The 24,630-nt window shown below is 68.5% G+C and carries 28 protein-coding genes and 1 pseudogene; 13 read left to right on the forward strand and 16 right to left on the reverse strand.

Annotated features, from left to right (window positions below; translation table 11 throughout):
- Window positions 1-199: 199 nt before the first annotated feature.
- Window positions 200-1,267 carry an NAD(P)-dependent alcohol dehydrogenase gene (locus QP045_RS17605; RefSeq protein ID WP_422516308.1) on the forward strand — a complete coding sequence of 356 codons (1,068 nt, stop codon included), beginning with the start codon at window positions 200-202 and terminating at the stop codon, window positions 1,265-1,267.
- Window positions 1,268-1,309: 42 nt separating this feature from the next.
- Here the strand turns inward: QP045_RS17605 and QP045_RS17610 are convergent, their stop codons facing one another.
- A complete protein-coding gene (locus QP045_RS17610) occupies window positions 1,310-2,122 on the reverse strand; it encodes an LD-carboxypeptidase (RefSeq protein WP_422516309.1) in 813 nt (270 codons plus the stop codon).
- Between the two features lie 84 nt (window positions 2,123-2,206).
- On the opposite strand from QP045_RS17610, the gene QP045_RS17615 reads away from it, so the two are divergent.
- From QP045_RS17615 to QP045_RS17640, 6 genes are all read left to right on the forward strand, one after another.
- Entirely contained in the window at window positions 2,207-3,601 is a 1,395-nt protein-coding gene (locus QP045_RS17615; protein WP_422516310.1) for a glutamate ligase domain-containing protein, read from the forward strand.
- An 80-nt stretch (window positions 3,602-3,681) separates the two neighbouring features.
- Window positions 3,682-4,098 carry a hypothetical protein gene (locus QP045_RS17620; RefSeq protein ID WP_422516311.1) on the forward strand — a complete coding sequence of 139 codons (417 nt, stop codon included), beginning with the start codon at window positions 3,682-3,684 and terminating at the stop codon, window positions 4,096-4,098.
- Window positions 4,095-4,310, forward strand: a complete 216-nt coding sequence (locus QP045_RS17625) for a helix-turn-helix transcriptional regulator (protein ID WP_422516312.1) — start codon at window positions 4,095-4,097, stop codon at window positions 4,308-4,310. Before QP045_RS17620 ends, QP045_RS17625 begins: the two co-directional genes overlap by 4 nt.
- Window positions 4,311-4,667: 357 nt before the next feature.
- Window positions 4,668-4,841 carry a hypothetical protein gene (locus QP045_RS17630; RefSeq protein WP_422516313.1) on the forward strand — a complete coding sequence of 58 codons (174 nt, stop codon included), beginning with the start codon at window positions 4,668-4,670 and terminating at the stop codon, window positions 4,839-4,841.
- A gap of 269 nt (window positions 4,842-5,110) precedes the next feature.
- Window positions 5,111-5,836, forward strand: coding sequence for an alpha/beta hydrolase family protein (locus QP045_RS17635; protein ID WP_422516314.1), 726 nt, complete (start codon window positions 5,111-5,113; stop codon window positions 5,834-5,836).
- A complete protein-coding gene (locus QP045_RS17640) occupies window positions 5,836-6,612 on the forward strand; it encodes a tetratricopeptide repeat protein (RefSeq protein WP_422516315.1) in 777 nt (258 codons plus the stop codon). Before QP045_RS17635 ends, QP045_RS17640 begins: the two co-directional genes overlap by 1 nt.
- On the opposite strand, the gene QP045_RS17645 is transcribed toward QP045_RS17640, so the two are convergent.
- Window positions 6,600-7,319, reverse strand: coding sequence for an SIMPL domain-containing protein (locus QP045_RS17645; protein WP_422516316.1), 720 nt, complete (start codon window positions 7,317-7,319; stop codon window positions 6,600-6,602). The two genes, QP045_RS17640 and QP045_RS17645, sit on opposite strands and share 13 nt — an antisense overlap.
- 86 nt (window positions 7,320-7,405) lie before the next feature.
- Here QP045_RS17645 and QP045_RS17650 point away from each other — a divergent pair, with 86 nt between their 5' ends.
- The 3 genes from QP045_RS17650 to QP045_RS17660 are packed head-to-tail and all read left to right on the forward strand — an operon-like array spanning window position 7,406 to window position 9,034.
- Entirely contained in the window at window positions 7,406-7,843 is a 438-nt protein-coding gene (locus QP045_RS17650) for a VOC family protein (RefSeq protein ID WP_422516317.1), read from the forward strand.
- Window positions 7,843-8,589, forward strand: a complete 747-nt coding sequence (gene gloB / locus QP045_RS17655; RefSeq protein WP_422516318.1) for a hydroxyacylglutathione hydrolase — start codon at window positions 7,843-7,845, stop codon at window positions 8,587-8,589. Before QP045_RS17650 ends, gloB begins: the two co-directional genes overlap by 1 nt.
- Window positions 8,590-8,629: 40 nt before the next feature.
- Window positions 8,630-9,034 carry a hypothetical protein gene (locus QP045_RS17660; RefSeq protein WP_422516319.1) on the forward strand — a complete coding sequence of 135 codons (405 nt, stop codon included), beginning with the start codon at window positions 8,630-8,632 and terminating at the stop codon, window positions 9,032-9,034.
- 35 nt (window positions 9,035-9,069) lie between these two features.
- On the opposite strand, the gene hslU is transcribed toward QP045_RS17660, so the two are convergent.
- From hslU to QP045_RS17685, 5 genes and pseudogenes are all read right to left on the reverse strand, one after another.
- On the reverse strand, window positions 9,070-10,365 hold the full coding sequence (gene hslU / locus QP045_RS17665; RefSeq protein ID WP_422516320.1) for an ATP-dependent protease ATPase subunit HslU: 1,296 nt from the start codon (window positions 10,363-10,365) through the stop codon (window positions 9,070-9,072).
- Between the two features lie 69 nt (window positions 10,366-10,434).
- Window positions 10,435-10,992, reverse strand: a complete 558-nt coding sequence (gene hslV / locus QP045_RS17670) for an ATP-dependent protease subunit HslV (RefSeq protein WP_422516321.1) — start codon at window positions 10,990-10,992, stop codon at window positions 10,435-10,437.
- Between the two features lie 200 nt (window positions 10,993-11,192).
- Window positions 11,193-11,606, reverse strand: a complete 414-nt coding sequence (locus tag QP045_RS17675; protein WP_422516322.1) for a 3TM-type holin — start codon at window positions 11,604-11,606, stop codon at window positions 11,193-11,195.
- A 59-nt stretch (window positions 11,607-11,665) separates the two neighbouring features.
- A pseudogene (locus QP045_RS17680) lies at window positions 11,666-12,216 on the reverse strand (glycoside hydrolase family 108 protein).
- Between the two features lie 157 nt (window positions 12,217-12,373).
- A complete protein-coding gene (locus tag QP045_RS17685; RefSeq protein ID WP_422516323.1) occupies window positions 12,374-12,739 on the reverse strand; it encodes a winged helix-turn-helix transcriptional regulator in 366 nt (121 codons plus the stop codon).
- 137 nt (window positions 12,740-12,876) lie between these two features.
- Between QP045_RS17685 and QP045_RS17690 the strand changes: the two genes are divergently transcribed.
- Complete coding sequence (locus tag QP045_RS17690) at window positions 12,877-13,293, forward strand: nuclear transport factor 2 family protein (protein ID WP_422516324.1); 417 nt, start codon at window positions 12,877-12,879, stop codon at window positions 13,291-13,293.
- 153 nt (window positions 13,294-13,446) lie between these two features.
- On the opposite strand, the gene QP045_RS17695 is transcribed toward QP045_RS17690, so the two are convergent.
- The 4 genes from QP045_RS17695 to QP045_RS17710 all read right to left on the reverse strand — a co-directional run bounded on the left by QP045_RS17695 (window position 13,447) and on the right by QP045_RS17710 (window position 16,197).
- Window positions 13,447-13,752 (reverse strand): hypothetical protein, encoded by a 306-nt coding sequence (locus QP045_RS17695; RefSeq protein ID WP_422516325.1) that lies wholly within the window; start codon window positions 13,750-13,752, stop codon window positions 13,447-13,449.
- 157 nt (window positions 13,753-13,909) lie between these two features.
- Window positions 13,910-14,251: a hypothetical protein gene (locus QP045_RS17700; protein WP_422516326.1), complete on the reverse strand. Its 342-nt coding sequence runs from the start codon at window positions 14,249-14,251 to the stop codon at window positions 13,910-13,912.
- Window positions 14,252-14,327: 76 nt separating this feature from the next.
- Window positions 14,328-15,125, reverse strand: a complete 798-nt coding sequence (locus QP045_RS17705; protein ID WP_422516327.1) for a TerC family protein — start codon at window positions 15,123-15,125, stop codon at window positions 14,328-14,330.
- Window positions 15,126-15,234: 109 nt separating this feature from the next.
- The gene (locus QP045_RS17710; protein ID WP_422516351.1) at window positions 15,235-16,197 is read right to left on the reverse strand and encodes an alpha/beta hydrolase; all 963 of its coding nucleotides are present in this window, start codon (window positions 16,195-16,197) and stop codon (window positions 15,235-15,237) included.
- A 473-nt stretch (window positions 16,198-16,670) separates the two neighbouring features.
- Here QP045_RS17710 and QP045_RS17715 point away from each other — a divergent pair, with 473 nt between their 5' ends.
- Window positions 16,671-17,573 (forward strand): hypothetical protein, encoded by a 903-nt coding sequence (locus QP045_RS17715; RefSeq protein WP_422516328.1) that lies wholly within the window; start codon window positions 16,671-16,673, stop codon window positions 17,571-17,573.
- A 21-nt stretch (window positions 17,574-17,594) separates the two neighbouring features.
- On the opposite strand, the gene astD is transcribed toward QP045_RS17715, so the two are convergent.
- From astD to QP045_RS17740, 5 genes are read right to left on the reverse strand one after another with little or no spacing between them, the layout of a single operon-like run.
- On the reverse strand, window positions 17,595-18,995 hold the full coding sequence (gene astD, locus QP045_RS17720) for a succinylglutamate-semialdehyde dehydrogenase (RefSeq protein WP_422516329.1): 1,401 nt from the start codon (window positions 18,993-18,995) through the stop codon (window positions 17,595-17,597).
- The gene (locus QP045_RS17725) at window positions 18,995-20,005 is read right to left on the reverse strand and encodes an arginine N-succinyltransferase (RefSeq protein ID WP_422516330.1); all 1,011 of its coding nucleotides are present in this window, start codon (window positions 20,003-20,005) and stop codon (window positions 18,995-18,997) included. Before QP045_RS17725 ends, astD begins: the two co-directional genes overlap by 1 nt.
- Window positions 20,005-21,201: an aspartate aminotransferase family protein gene (locus QP045_RS17730; protein ID WP_422516331.1), complete on the reverse strand. Its 1,197-nt coding sequence runs from the start codon at window positions 21,199-21,201 to the stop codon at window positions 20,005-20,007. The genes QP045_RS17725 and QP045_RS17730 overlap by 1 nt, the downstream gene beginning before the upstream one ends.
- Complete coding sequence (locus tag QP045_RS17735) at window positions 21,198-22,622, reverse strand: FAD-binding oxidoreductase (RefSeq protein WP_422516332.1); 1,425 nt, start codon at window positions 22,620-22,622, stop codon at window positions 21,198-21,200. Before QP045_RS17735 ends, QP045_RS17730 begins: the two co-directional genes overlap by 4 nt.
- Window positions 22,619-23,638 carry a 2-oxoadipate dioxygenase/decarboxylase family protein gene (locus QP045_RS17740; protein ID WP_422516333.1) on the reverse strand — a complete coding sequence of 340 codons (1,020 nt, stop codon included), beginning with the start codon at window positions 23,636-23,638 and terminating at the stop codon, window positions 22,619-22,621. Before QP045_RS17740 ends, QP045_RS17735 begins: the two co-directional genes overlap by 4 nt.
- Window positions 23,639-23,716: 78 nt before the next feature.
- On the opposite strand from QP045_RS17740, the gene QP045_RS17745 reads away from it, so the two are divergent.
- A complete protein-coding gene (locus tag QP045_RS17745) occupies window positions 23,717-24,628 on the forward strand; it encodes a LysR substrate-binding domain-containing protein (RefSeq protein ID WP_422516334.1) in 912 nt (303 codons plus the stop codon).
- Window positions 24,629-24,630 lie beyond the last annotated feature (2 nt).

Raw genomic sequence — 24,630 nt, forward strand, 5'->3', positions numbered from 1 at the left:
GCTGGTTGGATAGACCACGGCCAATGTCGTGGTCCGGCTCCCATAGACAAGTCGCACGCGTTGGTCACCTGTGACGGCGGGGTCCGTGGCACAAAGCCGGGTCTCATTCATTGTTGCGGCTGAAACGGTGCCGCAGCACGCCCATATCGGGCGGTGCGGTCCTGCCGGACCCCGAAATCCCGAACCTCAAGGAACGTTCATGCCGAGCAACGCCAAAGCCTTTGCGGCCCAATCCGCCGAGTCCCCGCTGGCTCCCTTCCACTTCGATCGGCGTGACCCGGGCCCGCGCGACGTGGCGATCGAGATTCAGTTCTGCGGCGTCTGCCACTCCGACCTCCATACCGTGCGCGGCGAATGGGGCGGCACGCTCTACCCGTGCGTGCCCGGGCATGAGATCGTCGGCCGCGTGACCGCCGTCGGCAGCGAGGTGACCAAGTTCAAGGCCGGCGACACCGCCGGCGTCGGCTGCATGGTCGACAGCTGCGGCGAATGCCCCTCCTGCCGCGAGGGCGAGGAGCAATATTGCGAGACCACCGGCTTCGTCGGCACCTACAACGGCCCGGACCCGGTGTTGGGCGGCCACACCTTTGGCGGCTATTCCGACCACATCGTCGTCGACGAAGGCTTTGTGCTGAAGGTAGGCCACCACGCGGACGATCTTGCCGCCGTCGCGCCGCTCCTGTGTGCCGGCATCACCACCTATTCGCCGCTCAAGCACTGGAAGGTGGGCCCGGGTCAGAAGGTCGGCATCGTCGGCCTGGGCGGCCTCGGCCACATGGGCGTGAAGATCGCCGCCGCGATGGGCGCGGAAGTCTATGTGTTCAGCACCTCGCCGAACAAGCGAGAGGATGCCAAGCGCCTGGGCGCCGTCGAGCTGATCGTGTCCAAGGACGCGGACGCGATGGCGGAGCATGTCGGCAGCTTCGACTTCATCCTGAACACGGTCGCGGCCAGCCACGACCTCGACCAGTTCCTGAACCTGCTCAAGCGCGACGGCACCATGACGCTGGTGGGCGTGCCGGAAGAGCCGCATCCCTCGCCGTCGGTCGGGGCGCTGGTGTTCCGTCGCCGCTCGCTCGCCGGCTCGCTGATCGGTGGCATCGCGGAGACGCAGGAGATGCTCGACTTCTGCGCCGAGCACGGCCTGACCGCCGACATCGAGATGATCGACATCCAGGACATCAACACCGCGTTCGAACGCATGGTGAAGAGCGACGTGAAGTACCGCTTCGTCATCGACATGCAATCGCTCAAGCAGGCGGCCTAACCGTCCGGGCGGGGTGCGCAGCGCGGCGCATCCCGCCTCGGTTCAGCTCGCGCCGAACGGCACCACCATGTTGCCGTGCGCGTGGCCGATCGCGGCGCGTCCCAGATAGGGTACGCCCAGCACGCCCGACCAGCGCGTCATGATCTCGTCCAGCGTCTCGCCGAATTCGCCGTTTTCGGGAACGTCCGTCACCTGGCCCAGCCGGATGCCGGCAAGCCCATGCAACTGGGTGGCGTTGCCGACCGTGAACATCATCCGGTCGATGCGATAGATCGCCTCGGACACTTCCTCGATATAGAGCACATGGTCGGTGAGGTCCGGCAGCCAGGGCGTGCCCACCAGCGCGTCGAGAATGGCAAGGTTGAAGGCCGCGGCCGGCCGGCCGCCGAGGCCGGGCTCCAGCACATGCGGGTCGCGGTTCACCAGCCACGCCAGCGCACGCCCGACAGAAGCACCGGCATCCGATCGGCCAATGTCGATCGGCATCGGCCCGTGAACGGGGTGGCCGATGCGCCGCGCATAGAGCGCCCCCAGCAGGAACCCCATGTCGGAATAGCCGAGATAGGTCTTGGCGCCGGCTGCCCGGTTCAACTGCGGCATCACCGCGCCCAGGATGCGGTTCGATCCATAGCCGCCGCGCGCAAACCAGATCGCGTCGAAGCCGGGATCGTTGGCAAATTCCAGGAAGGCCGCCGCGCGCACCGCATCGCTTCCGGCGAAATGCCCGTCTTCCAGGAAGCATTGCGGATGCACCACCAGGTCGACTTGCGGAAAGGTGATCGCCGCGAACGCCTGCACCCGCGCTGCCGCTTCCGGCGTGATGGCGCGGGCAGGGGCGACGATTCCGATGCGCATGAACTGCCTTTCGCCAACGCCGGACTGTCTCCGGCCGAGCGCCAGTGGCTTGCCCCCCGGCCGCCCCGCCGATAGCGCGGAGAAATGGACCACGGCAAATCCTTCTTCCTCGTCGGCATCGGCGGCAGCGGCATGCTGCCCCTCGCAACCATCCTCGCCCGACGTGGCGCGACGGTCGCGGGTTCCGACCGGGCGCTCGACAACCCGGCGCTGGCGGCGAAGTTCGCTGCCCTGCGCGCACAGGGGATCGCGCTCTACCCGCAGGACGGCAGCGGCATCACCTCCGCCGACCAGACGGTCGTCGCCTCCGCCGCGGTCGAGGCGACGGTCGCCGACATGGTCGCTGCCGACCGGTTGGGCGCACCGCGCATGACCCGCCCGCAGCTTCTCGCCGAACTGTTCAACGCCAGTCCGCTCGGCATCGGCGTCGCCGGCACCAGCGGCAAGTCGACCGTCACCGGCATGATCGCCTGGATTCTGCACGCCACCGGCCGCGATCCGACGGTGATGAACGGCGCGGTGATGAAGAATTTCGTGTCCCCTGACACGCCCTTCGCCAGCGCGCTGGTGGGCAGCGGCGATGCGTTCGTGAGCGAAGTGGACGAGAGCGACGGCTCCATCGCCTTCTACCGTCCGCGCATCGCGGTGCTGAACAACGTCAGCCTCGACCACAAGACGCTGGAGGAGCTGCGCACGCTTTTCGGCGGCTTCGCCGATCGCGCACAGACGGCCGTGATCAATGTGGGCGACCTGGAGTCGGCGGCGCTCGCCGCCGCCGTCCCTTCACCCAAGCTGCTGAGCTTTGCGGTGGAGGCACCTGCCGACCTGTCGGCGGAAGCGCTGGCGCCCGAGCCGTTCGGCATCGCGTTCGACCTTGTCGCCGCGGGCCAACGCCGGAGGGTGCGGCTGGGCGTGCCCGGCCGCCATAATGTCGCCAATGCGCTCGCGGCGATCGGTGCGGCGGTGGCCGCCGGCATCGACCGCGACGAAGCCGCCGCCGCGATCGAGGGCTTCGTTGGCCTTAAGCGCCGGTTCGAGCTGGTGGGGGAGGCGAATGGCGTCGCCGTGCTCGATGACTTCGGCCACAACCCCGACAAGATCGGCGCGACGCTGGATACGCTCCACGACTTCCCCGGCCGGCTGCTGCTGCTGTTCCAGCCGCACGGCTATGGCCCGCTGAAGGTGATGCGACGCGAGCTGGTGGCGATGTTCCTTAGCAAGCTGGCGCCCGGCGATCGGCTGGTGCTGCCGGACCCGGTCTATCAGGGCGGCACCGTCGCGCGCGAAGTGACCAGCGCCGACGTCGTCGCCGACTTGGCGGTAGCCGGTGTCGAGGCGCGCCACATCCCCGATCGCGCCGCCGCCGCCGCGCATCTGGTGGCGGAGGCGAAGCCCGGCGACCGCATCGTCATCATGGGCGCCCGCGACGACACGCTCAGCCTGCTGGCTGCCGACATGGTGGAGACGTTGAAAAGCTGACTTGTCGTAATGACAAGCACAGTTGACACGGCTTGTGCCGAATGTCAGGTTCCCTTTACAGAAAGAAAGGGAGCCTTGTCATGAAAGCGTCCAACCCCGCCGTGAAACGCTACACTCGCCGCATGGCGTGGGCGTTCGCGGCCTATGCTGCCGCGCTGTTGGCCGCGAACGCCATCGACCACGGCTATCATCCGCAGGGCGCGAACCTGATCGCCCTGTCGATCCTGCCCGCGCTGCCGATCATCGCCATCATCGCGATCATCGGCCGCTATCTGGTGGAGGAGCGGGACGAGTTCGTCCGCCAGCGCGTGGCCACTTCGATGTTGTTCGGGACCGGGGTGCTGCTGGCCACAGGGACGGTGCACAACTTCTTGTCGGGCAGCGGAGCGATCGACCCGATGCCGCGGCTGTGGATATTCCCGCTTTGGTGCTTCAGCTGGGCAGCGGCGCAATGCGTCCTCGCCCTGCGCGACCGCTTTGCGCGTCAGCCGGCATGAAGAACCGCCTGCGTGTGCTGCGCGCCGAGCGCGGCTGGAGCCAGCAGGATCTCGCCGAGCGGCTGGAGGTTTCCCGCCAGAGCGTCAACGCGATCGAGACCGGCCGCTACGACCCCTCGCTCCCGCTCGCCTTCCGCATCGCGGACCTGTTCGAACGATCTATCGAGGAGATCTTCGTCAACCCGGCGCTGGAGGGGGCGGTCGAGGAGTGAGCCGAGTCGCCAAACGGGCGTCGCTTGAGGGGGTGGAGGTTGCCCGCTGGCGGACAGCCTGTCCGGATGTGGACACAAGTCCGACTGTCGATTGCCCGTAAGTATCCGATTACGCACGATTTTCTGCTTTTCGGCAAACTGCGCGACAATGCCCACATGCTAACCAAGTAGCACATACCGGAAAGTGCGTTTTTTGTTCGCGTGACCGCCGAGCCATCGCTCCGCTGTCGCTGGAAGGGTGAGTTCAACATGCGCGTTTCAACCCATAGGACTTCGGGGCAAAACCCCCGGGAACAGGCGAGGCGCAGGCGGACCCGCGGTCCGGCCCTGCTGGTTCTTTACCTGCTCGTGCTCGCAATGGTCACCCCTGGCATCGGCCGCCTGGCTTCGGGGGATCTGTCGCTCGGCAATCGCACCGCGACCCCGTTCCAGATCGCCTTCAGGCTCGACACGGCGGTGTTCGACGCGGACCTCATCATTGGTGCGGAAGGGATGCGGGCTTCGGCCGCGCTCAATCTCGCTGGATCGTAACGCCGCCGGGCGGGCGTGCATCTCCCTCCCGACGGTGAGGTCCGGCAAGGGCACTGCTGCCGCGCGCGGTGCGGGCTGGCTTCACGGCTCGGGCGTCGTGTCCTTCGGGGCGCGACGGGGCTGTCCTACACCCCTCCCGCCGTGGCATGGGGCGGCGATGGCATCCTTCCGCATCTCCCGCCTTCTCCGGCCGCTGCTCCGCGCGGCATCGGGTCGGGCCGCGAAGAAACGGTTTCTCGCCTCAACTTCCTCAACTTTCGCGGTGCACCATGACTGACACAGCTCCTCCCGAGCGTCCGCTCGCGTTCCACCATACGCCCGGCACCGGGCCAACGATCGTGTTCCTGCCGGGCTATGCCTCCGACATGACCGGCAGCAAGGCGCTGGCGATCGAGGCCTGGGCCAAGGCGGAGGGGAGGGCGTTCATCCGCTTTGATTACGGCGGCTGCGGCCAGAGCCCGGGGAGCTTCGAGGAACAGACGCTGGCGCTGTGGCGGGACGATGCGCTGGCGATCATCGACTATGCGGTCGAGGGGCCGGTGGTGCTGGTCGGTTCGTCGATGGGCGGCTGGATCATGCTGCTCGCCGCGCGCGACCGGCCGGATCGGGTCGTGGGGTTGGTCGGCATCGCGCCCGCACCCGACTTCACCGACTGGGGCTTTACCCAGCAGGAGAAGCTGACCCTGCTCACCCAGGGGCGGCTTGAGAAGCCGTCGCCCTATTCGGACCAGCCGACCGTCACCACGCGCGCCTTCTGGAGCTCGGGCGAGGCGAACCGCCTGATGCACGCCGTCATTCCCGTCAATGTGCCGGTGCGGCTGATCCAGGGTCAGGAGGACAAGGACGTGCCGTTCACGCGCACCGTCCACCTCGCCGCGGTGCTGCGTTCAGCCGACGTGCAGACGGTGCTGGTCAAGGATGGCGACCACCGCCTGTCCCGTCCGCAGGATATCGACCTGATCCTGCGCGCGATCCAAGATGTGATTCCCGCCTGATGCTCCTGCCGCTGCTCCTTCTCGCCCAGACCGCGCCTGCTGCTTCGCCGTCCGCGGGGCCGCCGACGCCCGCGCGCAGCAACCGCTATGCCGAGTGCGTCGATCAGGCGCGTCGCGATCCGGCGGCTGCCGAACGCGGCGCCTCGGCTTGGCAGCTGGCGGGCGGCGGCTTCCTGGCGCAGCAGTGCCTGGGCATTGCCTATACCACGCAGCAGCGCTGGGATGCGGCGGCGGCAGCGTTCGAGGCGGCGGCGCGATCGGCGGAGGTCGCAAGGGACCAGCGCTCCGGCAGCTTCTGGGCGCAGTCCGGCAACGCCTGGCTGGCGGCGGGCGATACGGCCAAGGCACAGGCGGCGCTCGATGCGGCGCTGATCGGCGGCACGCTCAGCGGCCTCGATCTGGGGGAGGCGCATCTCGATCGTGCCCGTACCCTGGTTGCCGCAGGCCGGCCGAACGATGCGCGTGCTGATCTTGATCGTGCGCTGGCGCTGGCGGGTGAGGATCCGCTGGCGTGGTTGCTTTCGGCGACGCTCGCGCGGCGCACCGGCGACCTGCTGCGTGCCCGCAAGGACATCACCCGCGCGCTGGCGCTGTCCTCCGACGATGCCTCGGTGCAGCTGGAGGCGGGCAATATCGCCGCGGTCGAGGGGAATGAGGCGGCTGCGCGGGCCGCATGGGAAACCGCCGTACGGATGGCGCCGGGGACTGGCCCCGCTCAGGCTGCCGCCGGTGCGCTCGCGCGGCTCGGCAGCAGCGGCGCTGCTCAGTCGAGGTAGAAGTCGACCGTCGTGACGACGCGCACCTTCTTGAAGGGCGTGTCGGCAACGCCATAGCCCGCCTGCTCGCCGTCGCGTGCCTCGACCGAAAAATAGCCCTGGGTCGCGCTCTTGATGCCGCCGACCCGGGTCTTGCTGTCCTTGGCGAACTGCTCGGCGGCCGCGCGGGCGTCGCGGGTCGCCTCGGCCACCATCGGCGGCTTGATGTCGTTGAGCTTGGTGAAGCTGTAGTTCATGCCGGAGCCTTCCTGCAGCAGCACGCCTTCGCGGACGAGGTCGAACTGGCGGGCGACGGCCTGGCGGGCACGGGGGATGTCGGTCGTACGCAGCTGCAGCCGCTGGCTGATCGTCACGGTCTGGACGCCGTTCATATAGGACTGGCTGACGCCGGCGCCGGCGGCGGCAAGCGCGTCGGGCGGAAAGCCCAGGCTGTCGAAGAAGCGGCGGATGGTCTGCGTGTCTCGGTCGATATCCGCCTGCACCGCCGCGAGGTCGAGGCCCTGCTTGGAGTAGTTGAGCGTCCACACCGCAAGATCGGCGGTGACGTTGCGCTCGGCGAGGCCACGAACGGTCACGGACCGGTCAGCATGATGGGCACGCACCAGCCCGTTGCCGAGCAGATAGCCGCCCAGGATCAGGCCGAACGCCACGATGGCGGCCGCCACCAGCAGCGCCTTGCTGCGTTCCGTCATCCTGCCGCTTTCCATCGCGCGCTCCTGACCCATATAGGCGGAAGCCTATCGTGCCCCGGGCGCGATGAACAGTTGCTGATGACGAACGGGAATCCTCTTCGATGAAGTACTTGCACACCATGATCCGCGTGACCGACCCGGAGGCGACGATCCGCTTCTTCAACGTGCTCGGCCTGCAGGAAACCCGCCGCATCGAGAACGAGCAGGGCCGCTTCACGCTGATCTTTCTGGCCGCGGACGAGGACAGCAACGGTCCGGGCAAGCGCGCCGAGGCAGAGGTGGAGCTGACCTACAATTGGGATCCCGAGGCATATGGCGAGGGCCGCAACTTCGGCCACCTCGCCTACCGCGTGGAGAACATCTACGAGAGCTGCCAGCGGCTGATGGACGCGGGCGTCACGATCAACCGTCCTCCGCGCGACGGCAACATGGCCTTCATCCGCACCCCCGACAACATCTCGATCGAGCTGCTCCAGGCGGGCGACCCGCTGCCGCCGGCCGAGCCGTGGGTGTCGATGCCCAACACGGGTCACTGGTAATGGCCGGGGCGGCGTCTCCGATCGAGGTCGTCCGGCTGCCGGCGCTGTCGGACAACTATGTCTGGCTGCTCCACGATCCCGCCTCTGGCGAGACGGTGGTGGTCGATCCGGCGGAGGCGCCGCCCGTCCTCGATGCACTCGCCGAGCGCGGGTGGACGCTGACGGCGATCTGGAACACCCACTGGCACGGCGACCACACCGGCGGGAACGCCGGACTGAAGGAAGCAACCGGCGTGCCGGTGTTCGCGCCGGCGGCGGAGGCTGCCAAGATCCCGACGCTGGACCATCCGCTCCGCGAGGGCGACCAGCTGCGGATCGGCGACCATGTCGCGACCGTGATGGAGGTGCCCGCGCATACCGCCGGCCACATCGCCTTCTGGTTTGCCGAGGATGCGCTGCTGTTCAGTGGGGACATGTTGTTCGCGATGGGTTGCGGCCGGTTGTTCGAGGGCACGGCAGAGCAGATGTACGCCGCCATGCGCCGGTTCGAGGCGCTGCCGGATGCGACCCGGGTGTTCTGCGGGCATGAATATACCCAGTCCAACGGCCGCTATGCCCTGGCCGCCGAGCCGGGCAACACCGCGATCGCGGAGCGGATGGTCGAGGTCGACCGGTTGCGCGCGGCGGGGGAGGCGACGGTTCCGACGACGATCAGCCTGGAGCGTGCAACCAATCCCTTCCTGCGTGCGTCGTCCGTGCAGGAGCTTGCCGAGCGCCGGCAGGCCAAGGACAGCTTCCGCGGATAAGCGCGTCGAGAACCGCGCCCGGGCGGAGAGGAGGACGGCGATGAACCGCTGGACGTTGATGTTGGCAGCCACCGCATTGCTGGGCGGCTGCGCGACCGCGGTCGACGAGGCCAAGCGCCAGGCGGCCGGGGAGCGGGAACTGGCCAAGGCGCTGGAGGGCTATACCCCCGGGCGCACGCTCAACTGCATCGACCCGAGCTTTGCCGGCGCGCCGCAGATGGTCGGCGACTCGCTGCTCTACCGGCCCGTCGGGGGCACGATCTACCGCAACGTCGTGCAGCCGAACTGCCCGGCGTTCCGCGGCGACCAGATCGTCGTCGCCGAGCTCTATGGCTCCCAGGTCTGCCGCAACGACCGCTTTCGGCTGGTGCAGCGTGGCGGCGGGAGCATCCCGTCCGCCTATTGCCGGTTCGGCTCGTTCGTCGAGTACAAGAAGAACCGCTGAGCGCCGGCCCGCCGGGGAGGCGGGCCGGCCCCCAGTTACAGCACGTAGCGGCTGAGGTCGGTGTTGCGGGCGATGCCGGCGAGCTGCCTTTCCACATAGGGAGCGTCGACCACCAGCGTCTCGCCACGGCGATCCTCCGCGTCGAAGCTCACTTCCTCCAGCAGCTTTTCCATCACCGTCTGCAGGCGGCGGGCGCCGATATTCTCGACCTCGCCATTCACCTCGGCGGCGATCCGGGCGATCGCGCGGATGGCGTCGGGGGTGAAGTCGACGGTGACGCCTTCCGTGCCGATCAGCGCCTTGTACTGCTGCGGCAGCGAGGCGGTGGTGTCGGACAGGATCGACACGAAGTCATCCTCGGTCAGGCCCTTCAGTTCCACGCGGATCGGCAGGCGGCCCTGGAGTTCGGGCAGCAGGTCGCTCGGCTTGGCGACATGGAACGCGCCCGAGGCGATGAAGAGGATGTGGTCGGTCTTCATCGGCCCGTATTTGGTGGCGACGGTCGTGCCCTCGATCAGCGGCAGGAGGTCGCGCTGGACGCCCTCACGGCTCACCGAGCCGCCCCGCACGTCCGAGACCGCGATCTTGTCGATCTCGTCCAGGAAGACGATGCCATTGGCTTCCGCGTCCGCGAGCGCGGTGCGGCTGACCTCGTCCTGGTCGAGACGCTTGTCGGCCTCTTCCTCGACGAGCTTTTCCCAGGCGGCCGGCACGGTCAGCTTGCGGCGCTTCATCTGGCCGCCGCCGAACGCCTTGCCCATCATCTCGGACAGGTTGATCATCTGCGGCGCGCCGCCGGGGATCTCGAACGGCATCGAGGGCTGTGCCTCCAGCTCGATCTCGATCTCCTTGTCGTTGAGGTGGCCGTCGGCCAGGCGCTGGCGGAATGCCTCGCGCGTCGCTTCGCTGGCGCCCTTGCCGGTGAGGGCATCGAGCAGGCGGGCCATCGCGGCTTCCTCTGCCTTGTCCTTGACGGCGAGGCGGCGGCGTTCCTTCTCAAGCCGGATCGCTTCCTCGACCAGGTCGCGGGCGATCTGCTCGACGTCGCGACCGACATAGCCCACCTCGGTGAACTTGGTCGCCTCGACCTTCACGAAGGGCGCGTCGGCGAGCTTGGCCAGGCGGCGGCTGATCTCGGTCTTGCCGCAGCCGGTCGGGCCGATCATCAGGATGTTCTTGGGGCTGACCTCGTCGCGCAGATCGGGCGAGAGCTGTTGCCGGCGCCAGCGGTTGCGCATCGCGACGGCGACGGCCCGCTTGGCATCCTTTTGCCCGATGATGTGCGCGTCGAGTGCAGCGACGATCGCCTTGGGAGTGAGATTCTCGTTCATTGCTTCGCTTCTCAAGCCCCGGCCCTCCGGTGGAGAGCGGGGTGGGGATGTTCGCGGGACCGGCGGCGGTCAGGCCGTCGGCAGGCTTTCCACGGTCAGCCGGTCGTTGGTGTAGACGCACAGCTCGCCGGCGATCTTCATCGCCTTGCGGCAGATCGTCTCGGCATCCTGTTCATAGTCGTCGAGCGCCCGCGCGGCGGCGAGGGCGAAGTTGCCGCCCGACCCGATCGCGGCGATGCCGCCTTCCGGCTCCAGCACGTCGCCGTTGCCGGTGACGACCAGCGTTACTTCCTTGTCGGCCACGATCAGCATCGCCTCGAGGTTGCGCAGGAACTTGTCCGTGCGCCAATCCTTGGCGAGCTCGACCGCCGCGCGCAGCAGCTGGCCCTGGTGCCGTTCGAGCTTGGCCTCCAGCCGCTCGAACAGGGTGAAGGCGTCGGCGGTCGCACCGGCGAAGCCGGCGATGACGCTGCCGTCGCCCAGCGGACGCACCTTGCGGGCGTTGGGCTTCATCACCGTCGGGCCCTGGGAGACCTGGCCATCGCCTGCGATGACGACGCGGCCGTTCTTGCGCACGGAAAGGATTGTGGTGCCGTGCCACACCATGTCTTTGCTCATGGCCGGCATGTGGGGCGCGCGGGGCGGCGTTGCAATAATGTCGCGTTCGATCGTTGCGAAGGCCGCGCAGGCTGCCCGTTTCGGCGGAAGGTGAGGCTAAGGTGAGGCCAAGAACACGGTTCGCGCCGCCCGCCTGGACGCGAAGCAGCGGCGCTGCCCGGACCCCTGGCCCCCGGCTTTTCGCCGGGGACGCAGGAGCCCGGTGCCGGTCAGCGCTCCATCCCCTTTGCCTTTCCCCAGGCGCGGGCGGCGGTGTAGCCGAGGTAGCCGGTGCCGAAGAGAGCGTAGAGCTCCTCGGGGATGCCGCGCAGATAGGTGGTCATGCCGCGCGCCACGGCCTGCGCGAGTGCGGGCTGGAATGCCGAGAGGATCCCCATCGGGATCGACCAGAGCAGCAGCACGTACATCACGTAGAGGAAGCTGGGCCGCGCGCGGCTGGTCCAGGGATCGTCCGCCTGCGCCTCTGCCACGATGGCGGAAAGCTGGATGCGGGTCGCCTCCAGCTCCCGCAGGTTTTCGAGCTTCAGCAGTTCGAGCTTGGCTGCGTCGCGCGCCTTGGCGTCGGGGATGATGCGATCGAGCAGCCCTGCGATCGGGCCGATCACGCCGTCGATGATGCTCATGTACCTGTCCTTTCCTGTGCGTTCGGACGGTGGAAGTTGAGGAAGTTGAGGCGTGCGGACTATCCAATCCGGTTTGCGAGCCAGCCGTAGAGGAACGCCTCGTTCGCGGGCCGCTGCTCGGCGAGATCGAGGTAGCGGGCGCCCTGCAGCGCGTCGCACGCCTTCACCAGCACCGCCTCTCCCAGCGTGCCGCGGCTGGCGAGAAAGGCGTCGAGGGCCGCTAGTGTGGCCGGGTCGACGGCGCCGTCGACCCGCAGGTCGGCATAGTCGGTGGCGCCGCGATTGAGCGCGTTGAGCGCACGCTGGAGAAAGCCGGTGGCGACCCGTGGCCCCATGTTGATGCCGGTGTCGAACAGCTCTGCGGCAAGCGCGGGGGCGCGGGTGGCCACGGCGTCGAAGCGGGGCCGTTTCCAATAGAGGCGTCGATAGATGTCGGCCGCGACCTCGCGCGGCAGCGACCGCATCGGGCCGTCATAGCCGTTGGCGCGGGCCACGGCCTGGGTGACGCCCCAGCGCGTGGCCCGCCGCGATCGGCGGGGTGGTCCACATACCCGCCCTCCCGCGCAAGGACCTCTTCGATCAGTCCGTCGATGGTTGTTTCGGTGGTCATGCCATCCTCCTGTGCAAGGAGAATGGTGAACCATATGGGTTCGAATTAGGAAAGCTGTGATCAGGCGGGGAGTTGGGTCGTTGCGAGGGCGGTGGGGGGCGTCGGAGGCGGAAGGCGGCTGGTCCGCTTTCAAGTGGTAGCTCTGCGGTCCGGCCGTCTATTCAGCCTGAGAACCGTCGCGGCTACGCACCCCGGAGAGAATCTGCTCGACGCGCTGCCGATGTTCCGTTCCCCATTCGCAGAGTGGGAGCAGCGCCAGCACGAGCGTCTGGCCGAAATCGGACATGGCGTAATAGACTTTCGGGGGGACCTGCTGATGGTCGTGTCGGGTCAGGACACCCATGTCGACCAGTTCTCGCAACTGCTGGATCAGGACCTTTTCGCTGATACCGGCAACCGCTCGCTTGATCTCCCCGAACCGCCTGGGCTCCGACCGCAGGTGATAGAGGATCAATGGCTTCCACTTCCCGCCGATCACAGCGAGGGAAACATCGAGACCACAGACCGGAACATTCGCGCTCATACCGGTAAGTTACACATACCTTTAGGTAGGTTCTACCCGGAAAGGATGTGTCGTTCCATATGATGCTCAGTCAGGCGGAATGGTCGGGGTTCCTCCCCTCCAAGGGCCTGGCGGTAAGCAGAAGGAACAAGGCTTCCATGCCGACCAACGAAGACATCATCCGCGAGCTCTATGCTGCGGCCGAAGGCTCCCGTCTGGACCTCGATCGATTTGCCTCCCTGTTTCACGAGGACGGATATTTCCTGGACGAGTCGTCAGGAATGCGATGGACCGGACAGGAGGTTCGCCAGCCGATCGAGGCTATCTCGGCAGTCTTCCCCGACATGCATCGCGAACTGCTGCGCTTCTACACGACCGGCGACGTGGTGATCGTCGAGCTAAAGCTGCAAGGCACGCACAAGGGCGATTTCCACACCCCTGAAGGTGTGCTGCCGCCGACGGGCCGCACGTTCGATGTGCCATGCTGTGACGTGTTTCATCTCAGGGACGGCAAGGTGGAATCATTTCACTGCTACAACCAGTTTTACACCTGGTGGAAGCAACTCGGCGGCTAGAAGTCGAAAAGCTGTGTCAGGACGCTCAGCATTGGCTGGACGCGCGTAGGCCCGGCCGCTCGGGAGTCTGGGTCGCTGACCTCCGCGCATGCAGCGCGTGGGGAAGGCGCCCTGATGCCCAAGGTGTTCTATTCCGCGCAGACGGGCGAACGGCTATGCGTCGATTGCGCCGTGCCGGCCTTCCGGGGCCGAACTCCACTGGACCGCACGCACCAGGGCGCCGGCCGCAAAGGGCCACATGGCGTTCTGCAAGGCGGTGGAGATGCCGCTCAACAACTGGATGCGCGCAATGCCGTCCGCGCGCGGCGCGATGACACCGAACGGGATGTTGGCGGCCTGTTGCGCGGTGAAACTGGCCGACCAGAAGGCCACGATAAGGCCGATCACGAGCACGATCAGGCTCACCACGAACAGGATCGCGGGGGCCCGGCGCATCGACCAAGTAATCATTGCGTTCATCCAATTTCTCCGCGTCATTTCAATAGTCGATGAACACGGTGCTAGAACTTCTCAGGAATGAGGCAAGTAGAAAGCTTCGGATGATCTGGCCCCGATGGTCATCGTTTCTGGCGTTTCGGATAGGCATGAAGAAATGGCGTGTGTCTGCGCCGCTGCCTCAAGGGGCGATCAGGTTGCCGTCGGGGTCGATGTCGTCGGCGTCCTCACGCGGGACGTAGTTGACCACCCACTGGGGCTTGCCATCGGGCGAGAGGTCGATGTCGGGGACGCCGATTGGGTCGGTGCCAGTCTCTACCCAGCCCGCACCCATGCAGCGGTCGCACACGGCGCGCTTGCTGCGGAAGCTGACGAGGTCGATCTCGACGTTCCACTCGCCATAGCCGTGGCAGACGGGGCAGCGGGCGTCGAGCATGCCGTTGCGCGGCTTCAGCGCGATGATGTCGAAGGCGTGGGGGCTGTCCGGTCCCGTGCACAGGACGATGTTGCTGGCGTGTGGCATCGGGGCGTCAACGCGCCGCGGCGGGGTCGGGTCCGGGTGGGTCCGGGGGATGGCCCCCGGACCCTGACGGTTGGGGTCAGTCCGGCTTGTCGGTGCCGGCCTTGCGCTGCTGGGCGCGGCGGGAAAAGATGTTCAAGGCCTCGACCAGCACCGAGAAGCCCATCGCGGCATAGATATACCCCTTGGGCACATGGACGCCGAAGCCGTCGGCGATCAGCACCGCGCCGATCATCAGCAGGAAGCCCAGCGCGAGCATGACGACGGTGGGGTTGCGCGCGATGAAGTTCGCGAGCGGATCGGCCGCGAGCACCATGGCGCCGACCGCGACCAGCACCGCGATCACCATCACGGCGAGGTTCTCGGTCATGCCGACGGCGGTGAGGATCGAATCGATCGAGAACACCATGTCGAGCAGGATGATCTGGATGATGGCCGAGCCGAAGGTGATCGCCGCCACCTGCTTCTTGTCGAGGAGGTCGTCGCTGGGGGTGGGATCCACATTGTGGTGGATCTCCTTGGTCGCCTTCCAGATCAGGAACAGGCCACCGGCGACCAGGATCAGGTCGCGCCAAGAGAAGGCGGTCTCGAACGCGGGCTGGCCATAGTCGTTGAGCGGACCCTGGATGCCCAGGTCAAAGACGACGGCGGTCAAGCCGACCAGCCAGGCGATCATCGACAGCAGGATCAGGCGCATGACAAGCGCGAGGCCGATGCCCAGGCGCCGTGCCTTGGCACGCTGTGCTTCGGGGAGCTTGTTCGACAGGATCGAGATGAAGATGAGGTTGTCGATGCCGAGCACGACCTCCATCACCACGAGTGCGGCGAGCGCGGCCCAGGCGGCCGGATCGTTGAGAAGGGCGAGAAGACTGTCCATGCCGGCACCCTAGGGGGCAGAGGGGCGCTTCACAACGCGGATCGCGCAATCCCGTGTCGCGGACGCGGCGGGGGCGATGTGCGCGCCCCGCCGGTCCGGATGTGGCGCCTTACTGGCGCGGCTTGAGCAGGCCGTGCATGCCCAGCCAGCTGGAGAAGGCCGGGAACCAGCCGGTGCTGGTGGTGCTCTTTTGATACATGCCGAAGCCGTGGCCACCCTGTTCATAGAGGTGGAATTCGACCGGGCGCTTGGCGGCCTTCCAGCTTTCGATGAGGCCGAAGCCGCTGCTGGCGAAGAAGGGATCGTCGGCGGCAAGCGCCACGAACATCGGCGGGGCGTCGGCCGGCACGGTCACTTCGGAAAGCGGGCCGTAGATGAGGCCGATGAAGGCGGGCTTGGTGTCTTGCGCCGAAAGCGTGGTCGCGAGCGTGAGCATCGCGCCGGCGGAGAAGCCGACCATGCCGATGCGATCGGGGTCGATGCGCCATTCGGGCGCACGCTGGCGGATCAGCGCGAAGGCGGCGCGGGAGTCGGCGATCTGCGGCGCGAGGGCGGCCATCGCGTCGCCGGGGTTGGGACGCGGCGGGCGCGCGGCGGTGGCCGAGAACATCTCCGTCATCGAGCGTTCGAAGGCGGGCATGTCGGCCGGCGTCTGGTTGAGGCGATACTTCAGGACGAAGGCGGCGACGCCCTGTGCGGCAAGCGCGCGGGCGACGTCCCAACCCTCGTTCTGCATCGACAGGGTGCGGAAGCCGCCGCCCGGGGTGACGATCACGGCCGCGCCGGTCGCCTTGCCCGGATCGGGCAGGAAGGGGGTGAGCGTCGCCTCGGTCACGTTGCGGGCAAAGACGCTGTTGTACTGGCTGTGCCAGGACTCCTTGGCCTTGGCGCCGGGGAGGGCGCCGGTCTTGAGCGGGATCGCGTCGGGCTGGGCCGGGATCTGGATCGGCACCATCCGGTCGCTCTGGGCATAGGCCGGGGCGGCGACGGCGCAGGTGGCGACGAGTGCGGCGGCCGCCGAGCGCAGGCAGGCGCGGCGGACGCGGTGGGCAAGACTGGACCGGTGGATCATGGGCAACATGGCAACGCTCTCCCTGTTCTATTTGAAGTCGAAGTTCCTGCCGGCTTGCGCGATCGCGGGCGCGGCCGGAAAGCCTAGCGGATGGCGGCCGATCGAGCGGCCGGATGCGGGGGTCGAGAGGGGCGGCAGCGGGTCAGGAACATGGGTGCCTGCGCGCATCCATCGCGCATGACGGGTGGGCGGGCCCACCGACGGGGTCGTTCTTCATGCCTCTCCTGCGTCTCTCGTGCGCCGTTTGGTTGTATCGTACATCGATTCCGTGGGAAGCCAAGTGTTCTCGGCCGGTTTAGGGAGAGCGGCGCGCGACGGCATCGCCTGGTCAAGTATCGGGCGGCGCCAATAGTATGGCTTCACAGCAACCCGGACGGCGGATACTGCATCCGCCGAGCTTTCGCACGAAGAGCCGGGGGGAAACGACTTTGCGCAGGACCTGGGTGAAAATACTGGCGTCGGTTTCGGTTTCGATGCTGGCGTGGGGCGCGGCCGTGCCCGCCGATGCGCAGTTCGGGATGCTGGGCGACCTTGCCAAGCGCGCCGGGGTGACGATGCCGAGCCTGCGCAAGGAGCCGATCTCGACCAGCCTGCCCGACGCGCGCTGGGGCGACCCGAGCCAGGACGGCTTCGTGCCGCCGAGTCCCAAGCGCAACCTTGCCGAGCTGCAGCGCACCGGCAACGGCGGCTTTGTCCTGCAGCCCGGCTATTACAGCTTCCACGACCAGAGCTATTGCCTGCACGCGGGCACGCACGGGCCGGGCAATGGCGAGGGCTATCTCTATGCGCCGCCGCTGGGGGCCGCGAAGGACGCGGTGATCACGATCGTGCGCAACTCGGTCCAGCATCCCGAGATCGAGCAGCGCACGATCCAGGCGCTGCTGTGGGCGATCCTGTCGCGCGCCAAGCTGGAGGACCTGCCCGATGCGCAGCGGATGGCGGCGGCTCAGTTGCTGACGCCGCGCCAGCTTGCGGGGCTCAACCGGGGCGTGCTCGACATGCTGTCGGCCGGGCCGATCGCGGACAATCTGCCGAGCGAGGTGCGTTCGGTGTTGCGGGCCGAGGCCGATCTGCGCCGGATGCTGACGACGCCCGGCACGAGCTATGGCGAGCTGGAGCGGGTGGCGGTGCTGGCAGGCATGGCCCCCGTGGGTCCCGGCAGCATCGACGTGCCGAGCGGCCGCTGGAGCCACCATCCCGACGGCTATTGGGTGCGCTACCTGCCCGGCAGCTACACCAACACCGTGGTCGAGGTGTGGGTGCCCGCGGGCGCGGCGGGGATCGGCAAGGAGTTCGACCTGGCGACGCACATCGCGGTGCCGGGCAACACCGCACGCCAGCGACTGATGCAGTCGGGACGCGCCTACAAGTCGTGAGGGGACGCCGCCCCGGCGCGATCAGGCGCCGGGGACGGGGATCGGCTGGACGCTGTCGGCTTCGAAGCTGCCGATCGGATAGGCGCAATAATCGGCGGCATAATAGGCGCTGGGGCGGTGGTTGCCCGAAGCGCCGAGGCCGCCGAACGGCATGTTGGCGGCGGCGCCGGTGGTCGGCCGGTTGCGGTTGACGATGCCCGCGCGCGAGGCGTCGAGGAACGCCTGCCACTGGCCCGGATCGCTGCTGACGAGGCCGGCGGAGAGGCCGAAGGCGGTGGCGTTGGCGGCGGCGATCGCGGCCTGGAAATCGGGAACGCGGGTGACCTGGAGCACGGGCGCGAATACCTCCGCATCCGGAACCGAGACGCCGGTCACGTCGAGGATCGAGGGGGTGACGAAGGCGTCGCTGCGACCCGCCACCTGCGCAAACGGGCGGATCACGCGGGCGCCGGTGGCGACGAGGCGCTCGACCGCGGCGTGGGCGCCGGCAGCGGCCGGGGCGGAGACGAGCGGCCCCATGAAGGCATCGCCCGGCTCATCCCAGGCGGCGATGCGGAGGCGGGCGGTGAGCGCGTCGAGCGCGTCGATGATGGCGTCACCCATCGCGCCCTGCGGCACGATCAGCCGGCGCGCGCAGGAGCAGCGCTGGCCGGTGGTGACGAAGGCCGAATGGACGATGATCGAGGCCGCATCCTCGGGCGAATCCCAGACGATCAGCGGATTGTTGCCGCCCAGTTCGAGCGCGAGGATGAGGTGCGGGCGGTCGATGGTCGCACGCTTGAGCGCGGCGCCGGCGCCGGCCGATCCCGTGAACAACAGCCCGTCGATGTCGCAGGCGACCAGCGCCTCGCCGGTCTCGCGCGCGCCCTGGACGAGGTTGAGCACGCCGGCCGGAAGCCCCGCCTTTTCCCACAGCGCCACCATGTGTGCGCCGACGGCCGGGGTAACTTCCGAGGGCTTGAACACGATGGTGTTGCCCGCGAGCAGGGCGGGGACGATGTGGCCGTTGGGAAGGTGGCCGGGGAAGTTGTACGGCCCGAGCACGGCCATGACGCCGTGCGCGCGGTGGCGCAGGACGGCGCGACCGAAGGCGGTGTCGCTGGCGCGTTCGCCCGCACGCTCGGCCTGGGCGGCGATCGAGACAGCGACCTTGCCGATCATCGAGCCGACTTCTCCGCGGGTTTCCCACAGCAGCTTGCCGGTTTCGCGCGAAAGCAGCGCGGCGAAGTGCTCCCGGTCGGCCTCCAGCACCTCGGCATAGCGGCGCACGACGGCGATCCGGTCTTCGAGCGGTGCGTTGCGCCACGCGGGCAGGGCGGCGCGCGCGCGGGCGACGGCGGCCTCACATTCGGCTTGGCCGGCGGCGGTACCTTCCCAGACGGTGGCACCGGAGGCGGGGTCGATCGAGCGGAACAGGGTCATCATTCACTCATCCGGATCTGGTCGCCATCGCGCAGGCGGAGCGCATCGGCAGTGGCAGGGTCAATCGCCAGCGTTTCGCCATCGACGCGGGCGGCCGCGCGGGTGGCGCGGAAATCGGCAATCCTGGTCGTCGAAAGCAGGGCCGCGGGCGCGCTGCCCACATCGCCCAGCTTCAGGCGGAAGGTCCGGCTGTCCCGCACGGTCGCGACCGAATCGCGGGCGCAGGTAACGGTCGGACCGCCGTCGAAGATGTCGACCAGCCCCGAACGCTCGAAGCCTTCCCGTTCCAGCAGCGCCAGGGCCGCTTCGCCGTCGCGATGGACCCGGCCGATCGCGTCCGAGGCTGAGCGGTCGATCAACTCGACATAGATGGGATGGCGCGGCGCCAGGTCCAGGATGAACTGGCCGTCGGTGGCGGTGACCATATGGTCCGCCTGTTCGAACGGCAGGCGGTAGAATTTGCTCGCGACCCCCTCCCAGAACGGCGAGGTGTCGTCGTCATCGAACCAGCCGCGCAGCTCCGCCATCACGGTGTGCGAGAAGCGCATCGGATCCGCGCCGATCAGCATATAGCGCGACCGGGCAAGCAGGCTGCCCGCGCCCCCACCGCCGCCGCGCAGGCGGGGGTGGACGAAGAGCGAGCCGACCTCCGTCCAGCCGGCGCATTCATTGACCAGGACCAGCGCCTGGTGATCGAAACGCGTGCGCGCCGCTGGCGAATATTGGGCGAGGGTGACGATGCGAAAGGAAAAGTGCGGGCGGGTGAGCCCCACCGCCGCGCGCACGCCGGCGACGCCGAGCACCTCGCCCGTGTCGCTCTCCTCCAGCATCAGCGTGTACCAGGCCTCTGCCGGGGCGACCGTACCGGCGAAGCTCTCCTCCGCCAGCGCCAGTCGTTCGGCGAGCACGTCGTCATTCTCGGGCAGGCTGGTGAAGCCGCGGCCGGACAGGACCGCGAGCTCCTTCAACGCAATCAAATCCGCCGGTCCGGCGGGTCGTACCACCAGCATCAGGCCGCCTGTGCCACCTGTGCACGAACGGCATCGCATGCGCGCGCAAGGCGGGTCACCGCCTCCGCTGCCTCTTCATGGCTGAGGGTAAGCGGGGGCAGGAGGCGCACGCAATTCTCTCCGCCGCCTGCGATCAGCAGCCCGTGGTCGCGCGCGATGCCCATGAACTCGCGATTGTTGGGGATCATGCGCAGGCCGATGAGCAGACCCTTGCCGCGAACGTCCTGGATGACGTCGGGATAGCGGGCGGCGAGGTCGACCAGCTGGCGGCGCAGGCCCTCTGCCACGTCGCAAGCGTGCGCGAGGGTGGCAGGACTGGAAATCTCGTCAAAGGCGGCGAGCGCCACGGCCATCGCGAGCGGGCTGCCGCCGAAGGTGGTGCCGTGCACGCCCGCGACCATGCCTTTGGCAGCCTCTGTCGTGGCGAGGCAGGCGGCGACGGGATAGCCGGCGCCCAGCGCCTTTGCGACGCACATGATGTCGGGCTCGACGCCTTCGAACCACTGGTGCGCGAACAGGCGGCCGGTGCGGCCCATGCCGCTCTGCACCTCGTCATAGATAAGGAGGACGCCGTGCGCGGTGCACAGGCGGCGCAGCTCGGCCAGCCATTCGCCGGAAAGCGCGCGGGCGCCGCCTTCGCCCTGAACGGGCTCGACGATGACGGCGGCGGTGGTGGGACGGGCGATCGCTTCGGCCAGACCGGCCGCGTCGTCGAGAGTGAGCTGGACATATCCCGGCAGGCGGGGGCCGAACCCTTCGGTGTAGGACGGGTTTCCGGCGGCGTTGATCGCGCCATAGGTGCGGCCGTGGAAGGAGCCGGCAAAGCCGATGACATCGACGCGTTCCGGGGCCCCATTGGCATAGTGATAGCGGCGTGCAGTCTTGAGCGCACATTCGACGCTTTCGGTGCCAGTGCTGGCGAAGAACACGACATCGGCGAAGGTGGCTGCGGTCAGCCGCTCGGCGAGCGCCTCCTGCCCGGGCACGCGGAAGATGTTGGAGACGTGCCAGAGTGTGTTCGCTTGCTCGGTAAGGGCGGCGATCAGCTTGGGGTGGGCGTGGCCGAGGGCGTTGGTGGCGATGCCGCCGACGCAATCGAGATACTGGCGACCCTCGGTATCCCAGAGCCAGCTGCCCTGGCCGCGCGCGACCGCGAGGGGAGCGCGGTTGTAGACGCCCATGAGGTGGTCGGTCATGCCCTGTCTCCTAGAACGGGATCGTGGAAGTCCACCCGGCCGATCGGCACGGGGGCGAGGAGGCGCTGAAGCGCGCCGGAAAGGCTGCGCACCGGTTCTGGCACCAGTTCGGTGTACCAGGCGGCGTTGGCGGGCCCGATGCCGTGTTCTGCGCTGAAGCTGCCGCCATATTCGCCAACCACCGCGCGAAAGACGGTGGCGCGAGCGGCCTCTGCCACGGCAGGGTCGAACGGGCCGGCGTCGGCGGGCCACACCATGTTGAAGTGGAGCCCGCCGTCCCCGATGTGGCCGAAGTCGCAGAGGCGAAGCTGCGGTGCGACCGCCCGGACGCGCGCGGCAAGGTCGCTACGGAAGCGCATGACGTCGCCACGGCGCAGCGCGATGTCGCAGGCGACGACCTTGCCCGAGGCACGCAGCCCCTCTGGCACGGCATGGCGGATCGCCCAGAGATCGTCACGGCGGTCGAGCATCGCATCGACGACCGCGCCGCGCTCCATCCACGGGGCGAGGGCGTCGCCCAGCCGCTCCTCCAGCCATTCAACGTCGAAGGCGGCACCGGCGGAAAGCTCGACCAGCACCGTATAGGCCGGGCGCTGTCCGGCAAAGGGATCGCGCAGGCGCGGGACATGGGTGAGGGCGGCGTCGAGCGCGGGGGCGGAAATCCCCTCGAACGCGGTCAGCAGCGTGCCGAAGCTGGCTTCGAGCGCGAGCAGCAGGTCGACGGCAGTCTCGTCGCGGTCGAGCGCGAGCATGGCGGTGACACGGGTGGGGGCGAGCGGCGAGAGCGCGAGGGTGGCGCGGGTGACGACGCCGAGCGCGCCGGCGCTGCCGACCAGCAGCTGCTTGAGGTCGATGCCGGTGTTGTTCTTCCACAAGGGCGCGCCGAGCTGGAGGACGCGGGGCTCGGCCTCCGACGTCACCACCTCGATCGCGAGCAGGTTGCGGCGGACGTCGCCGTAGCGCAGCAGGCGCGCGCCCCCGGTGTTGGCGCCGATCATGCCGCCGATCGACGGGTCGGCGCCGAGATCGATCGGGAAGCTGAGGCCGTGCGGGAGGGCGGCGGCGTTGAGCGCGGAGAGGCGCACGCCGGCGTCGACCTCTGCCGTGCGGTTGACGGGATCGATCGCGGGAGGGCGGGCAAGCCGGTCGAGGTTGAGGACGAGCAGGTCCGCGTCCGCTCCCGCAATGCCGGCGGCGACCAGGCCGGTGCGGGCGCCCTGCGGCACCACGCGGACGCCGGCGGCATGGGCGGCGCGCAGGACGGCCGCGATTTCTTGCGCCGAGGCGGGTCGCACCACGCCGAGCGGGCGGCCGGTAACGCCGCGGCCGTCGCTCGCATAGCCGGCGAGGTCGCCCGGGTCGGTCAGCAGGTGGGCGGGGCCGACCGCGTAGCGAAGTGCCCGGGCGAGCGCGTCGTTCATGCGGCCCGGGTCATGGCGAAGATGCCGGTGGCGTTGGCGCTGTCGAACGCGAGGTCGAGGCTGCCGTCGTCCTTCGCATGGCGGGTGATGAACTCGTAAAAGGAGCCCGGCACGGTGCGACGGACAAGCTGGCCGTCGGCGTCGAGGAACAGGCGCTCGACCGGATCGGCGCGGAAGGCGGTCTGGCGGACGCGGCCGCTGGCGGAGATCTCCACGCGCTCCTTGATGGGCCAGCCGTCGTCGCGCAGCGTGTCGGACAGCGCCTCGACATCGGCGACGCGGTCGGTCGCGTGGTTGAAGGCGTTGCCCTCGGTCGCGATCCAGGCGGCTTCGCCGGATTGGGCGAGCAGCGCTTCATAATCGGCGACGGTGACGTCGCCGTGCTGGCGATCGAAGGCGGCGGCGATGCGGGGGAGCGCGGGCTCGGCATCGGCATAGGCCACCGCGCCATCGCGGGCGAAGCCGTCGAGGACGGCGACATCGGCGGGGGTGAGCGGATCGATGGAGGTGCCGAACACGCGGGCGGCGGCCTGAGCAAAGACATCGTCGAAGCGGTCGACGTGCAGCTCGCTCACGAAATATTGCGGGATCGCCTCGGGCAGGTCGCGGTGGCAATAGGCGTGGCCGGTCATCTTGAGCGCGGGCAGTGGGTAAAGGCTGGCGACGGCATAGCCGAGCGGCTCGAGGATGCGGGCAAAGGCGTCCTGGCCGGCGGGAAGCGCGCCGGTCGGCCCTTGCGGAAAGCGGATGGTGCGGAGCGCACCGTGGTCGAACAGGATGTGCCCGCCGGCGGCGCGGCGATCGGCGACATAGCGCGCGCCGCTCGGCACACGGGCGAGCAGGTCGTCGAACAGCACGGTCGCGAGGGCCATGGCGAAGACGGCGCGGGGCACACGATCGCCGGTGACCTCGGCGAGTTCGGCCGGGATGACGAGGGCGTCGAACGCCGCTTCGGTACGATCGCCCAGCACGTTGCGGACCAGCCGCACCAGCACGCTATCATTCTCAATGCGCATGAACGTTCCTCGCTCCAGCCAAGCGTTCACCTCTACGCAGCAGCCATGCTAGCGCAAACGCAAAGGAGTCATGTGCTGATGACCGATGGGAATGAAGGGCGCCGGCTGCTGCCGCCGATGGCCGCGCTGAACAGCTTTGTCGCGGCGGCGCGGCTGGGCGGATTTTCCCGGGCTGGCGAGGCGGTGGGGCTGACCCAGAGCGCGGTCAGCCGGCAGGTGGCGCTGCTGGAGGACTGGGTGCAGGCGCCGCTGTTCGACCGGGTGGGGCGACGGGTGACACTGAACGCGCAAGGGCGTGCCTATGCCGCGGAGATCGCGCCGGCGCTGGAGCGGATCCGCCGCGCGACGGCGCGGGTCGCGGGCGGGCGGCCGACCAACACGCTCGACATCGTGACGCTGCCGAGCTTTGGCATGCGCTGGCTGGCGCCGCGGCTGCCGCGGCTGACCGAGCGCCACCCGGAGCTGGTGGTGAACCTGGCGGCGCGGACCTATCCTCTGGAGGCGGTCGAGGAGCGGTTCGACGCGGCGATCGACTTTGGCCGGCCGGAGTGGCCGGGAATGGTCCACGAGCTGCTGTTCCGCGAGGAAGCCATCCCGGTGTGCGCGCCGGACTGGCTGGCGAAGAATCCGATCCGCGAGCCCGCCGACTTCCTGGGCAAGCCGCTGCTGTTCCAGACCTCCCGCCGGGGGGCGTGGGACCAGTGGCTGCGGGTGGCGGGGGTGGATGCGCCGCCGGTGCCGTCCGGCCCGAGCTTCGAGCATTTCCTGATGCTGGCGCAGGCGGCGGCGGCCGGGGCAGGGGCGGCGCTGGAGCCGAGCTTCCTGATCGGCCCGGAACTGGAAAGCGGCAGCCTGGTGTGCCCGCTCGCGATCCCGCTCACCAGCGACGACGCCTATTATCTGGTGCGCCCGGCAGGGGTTGAGAATCCCGCGCTGGACCGGTTCTGCGACTGGGTGGTCGAGGAAGCGCGGGATTCCCCCAAGGGCTGAGG

This window comes from Sphingomonas sp. 3-13AW, from assembly GCF_049311085.1.
GTDB lineage: Bacteria > Pseudomonadota > Alphaproteobacteria > Sphingomonadales > Sphingomonadaceae > Sphingomonas.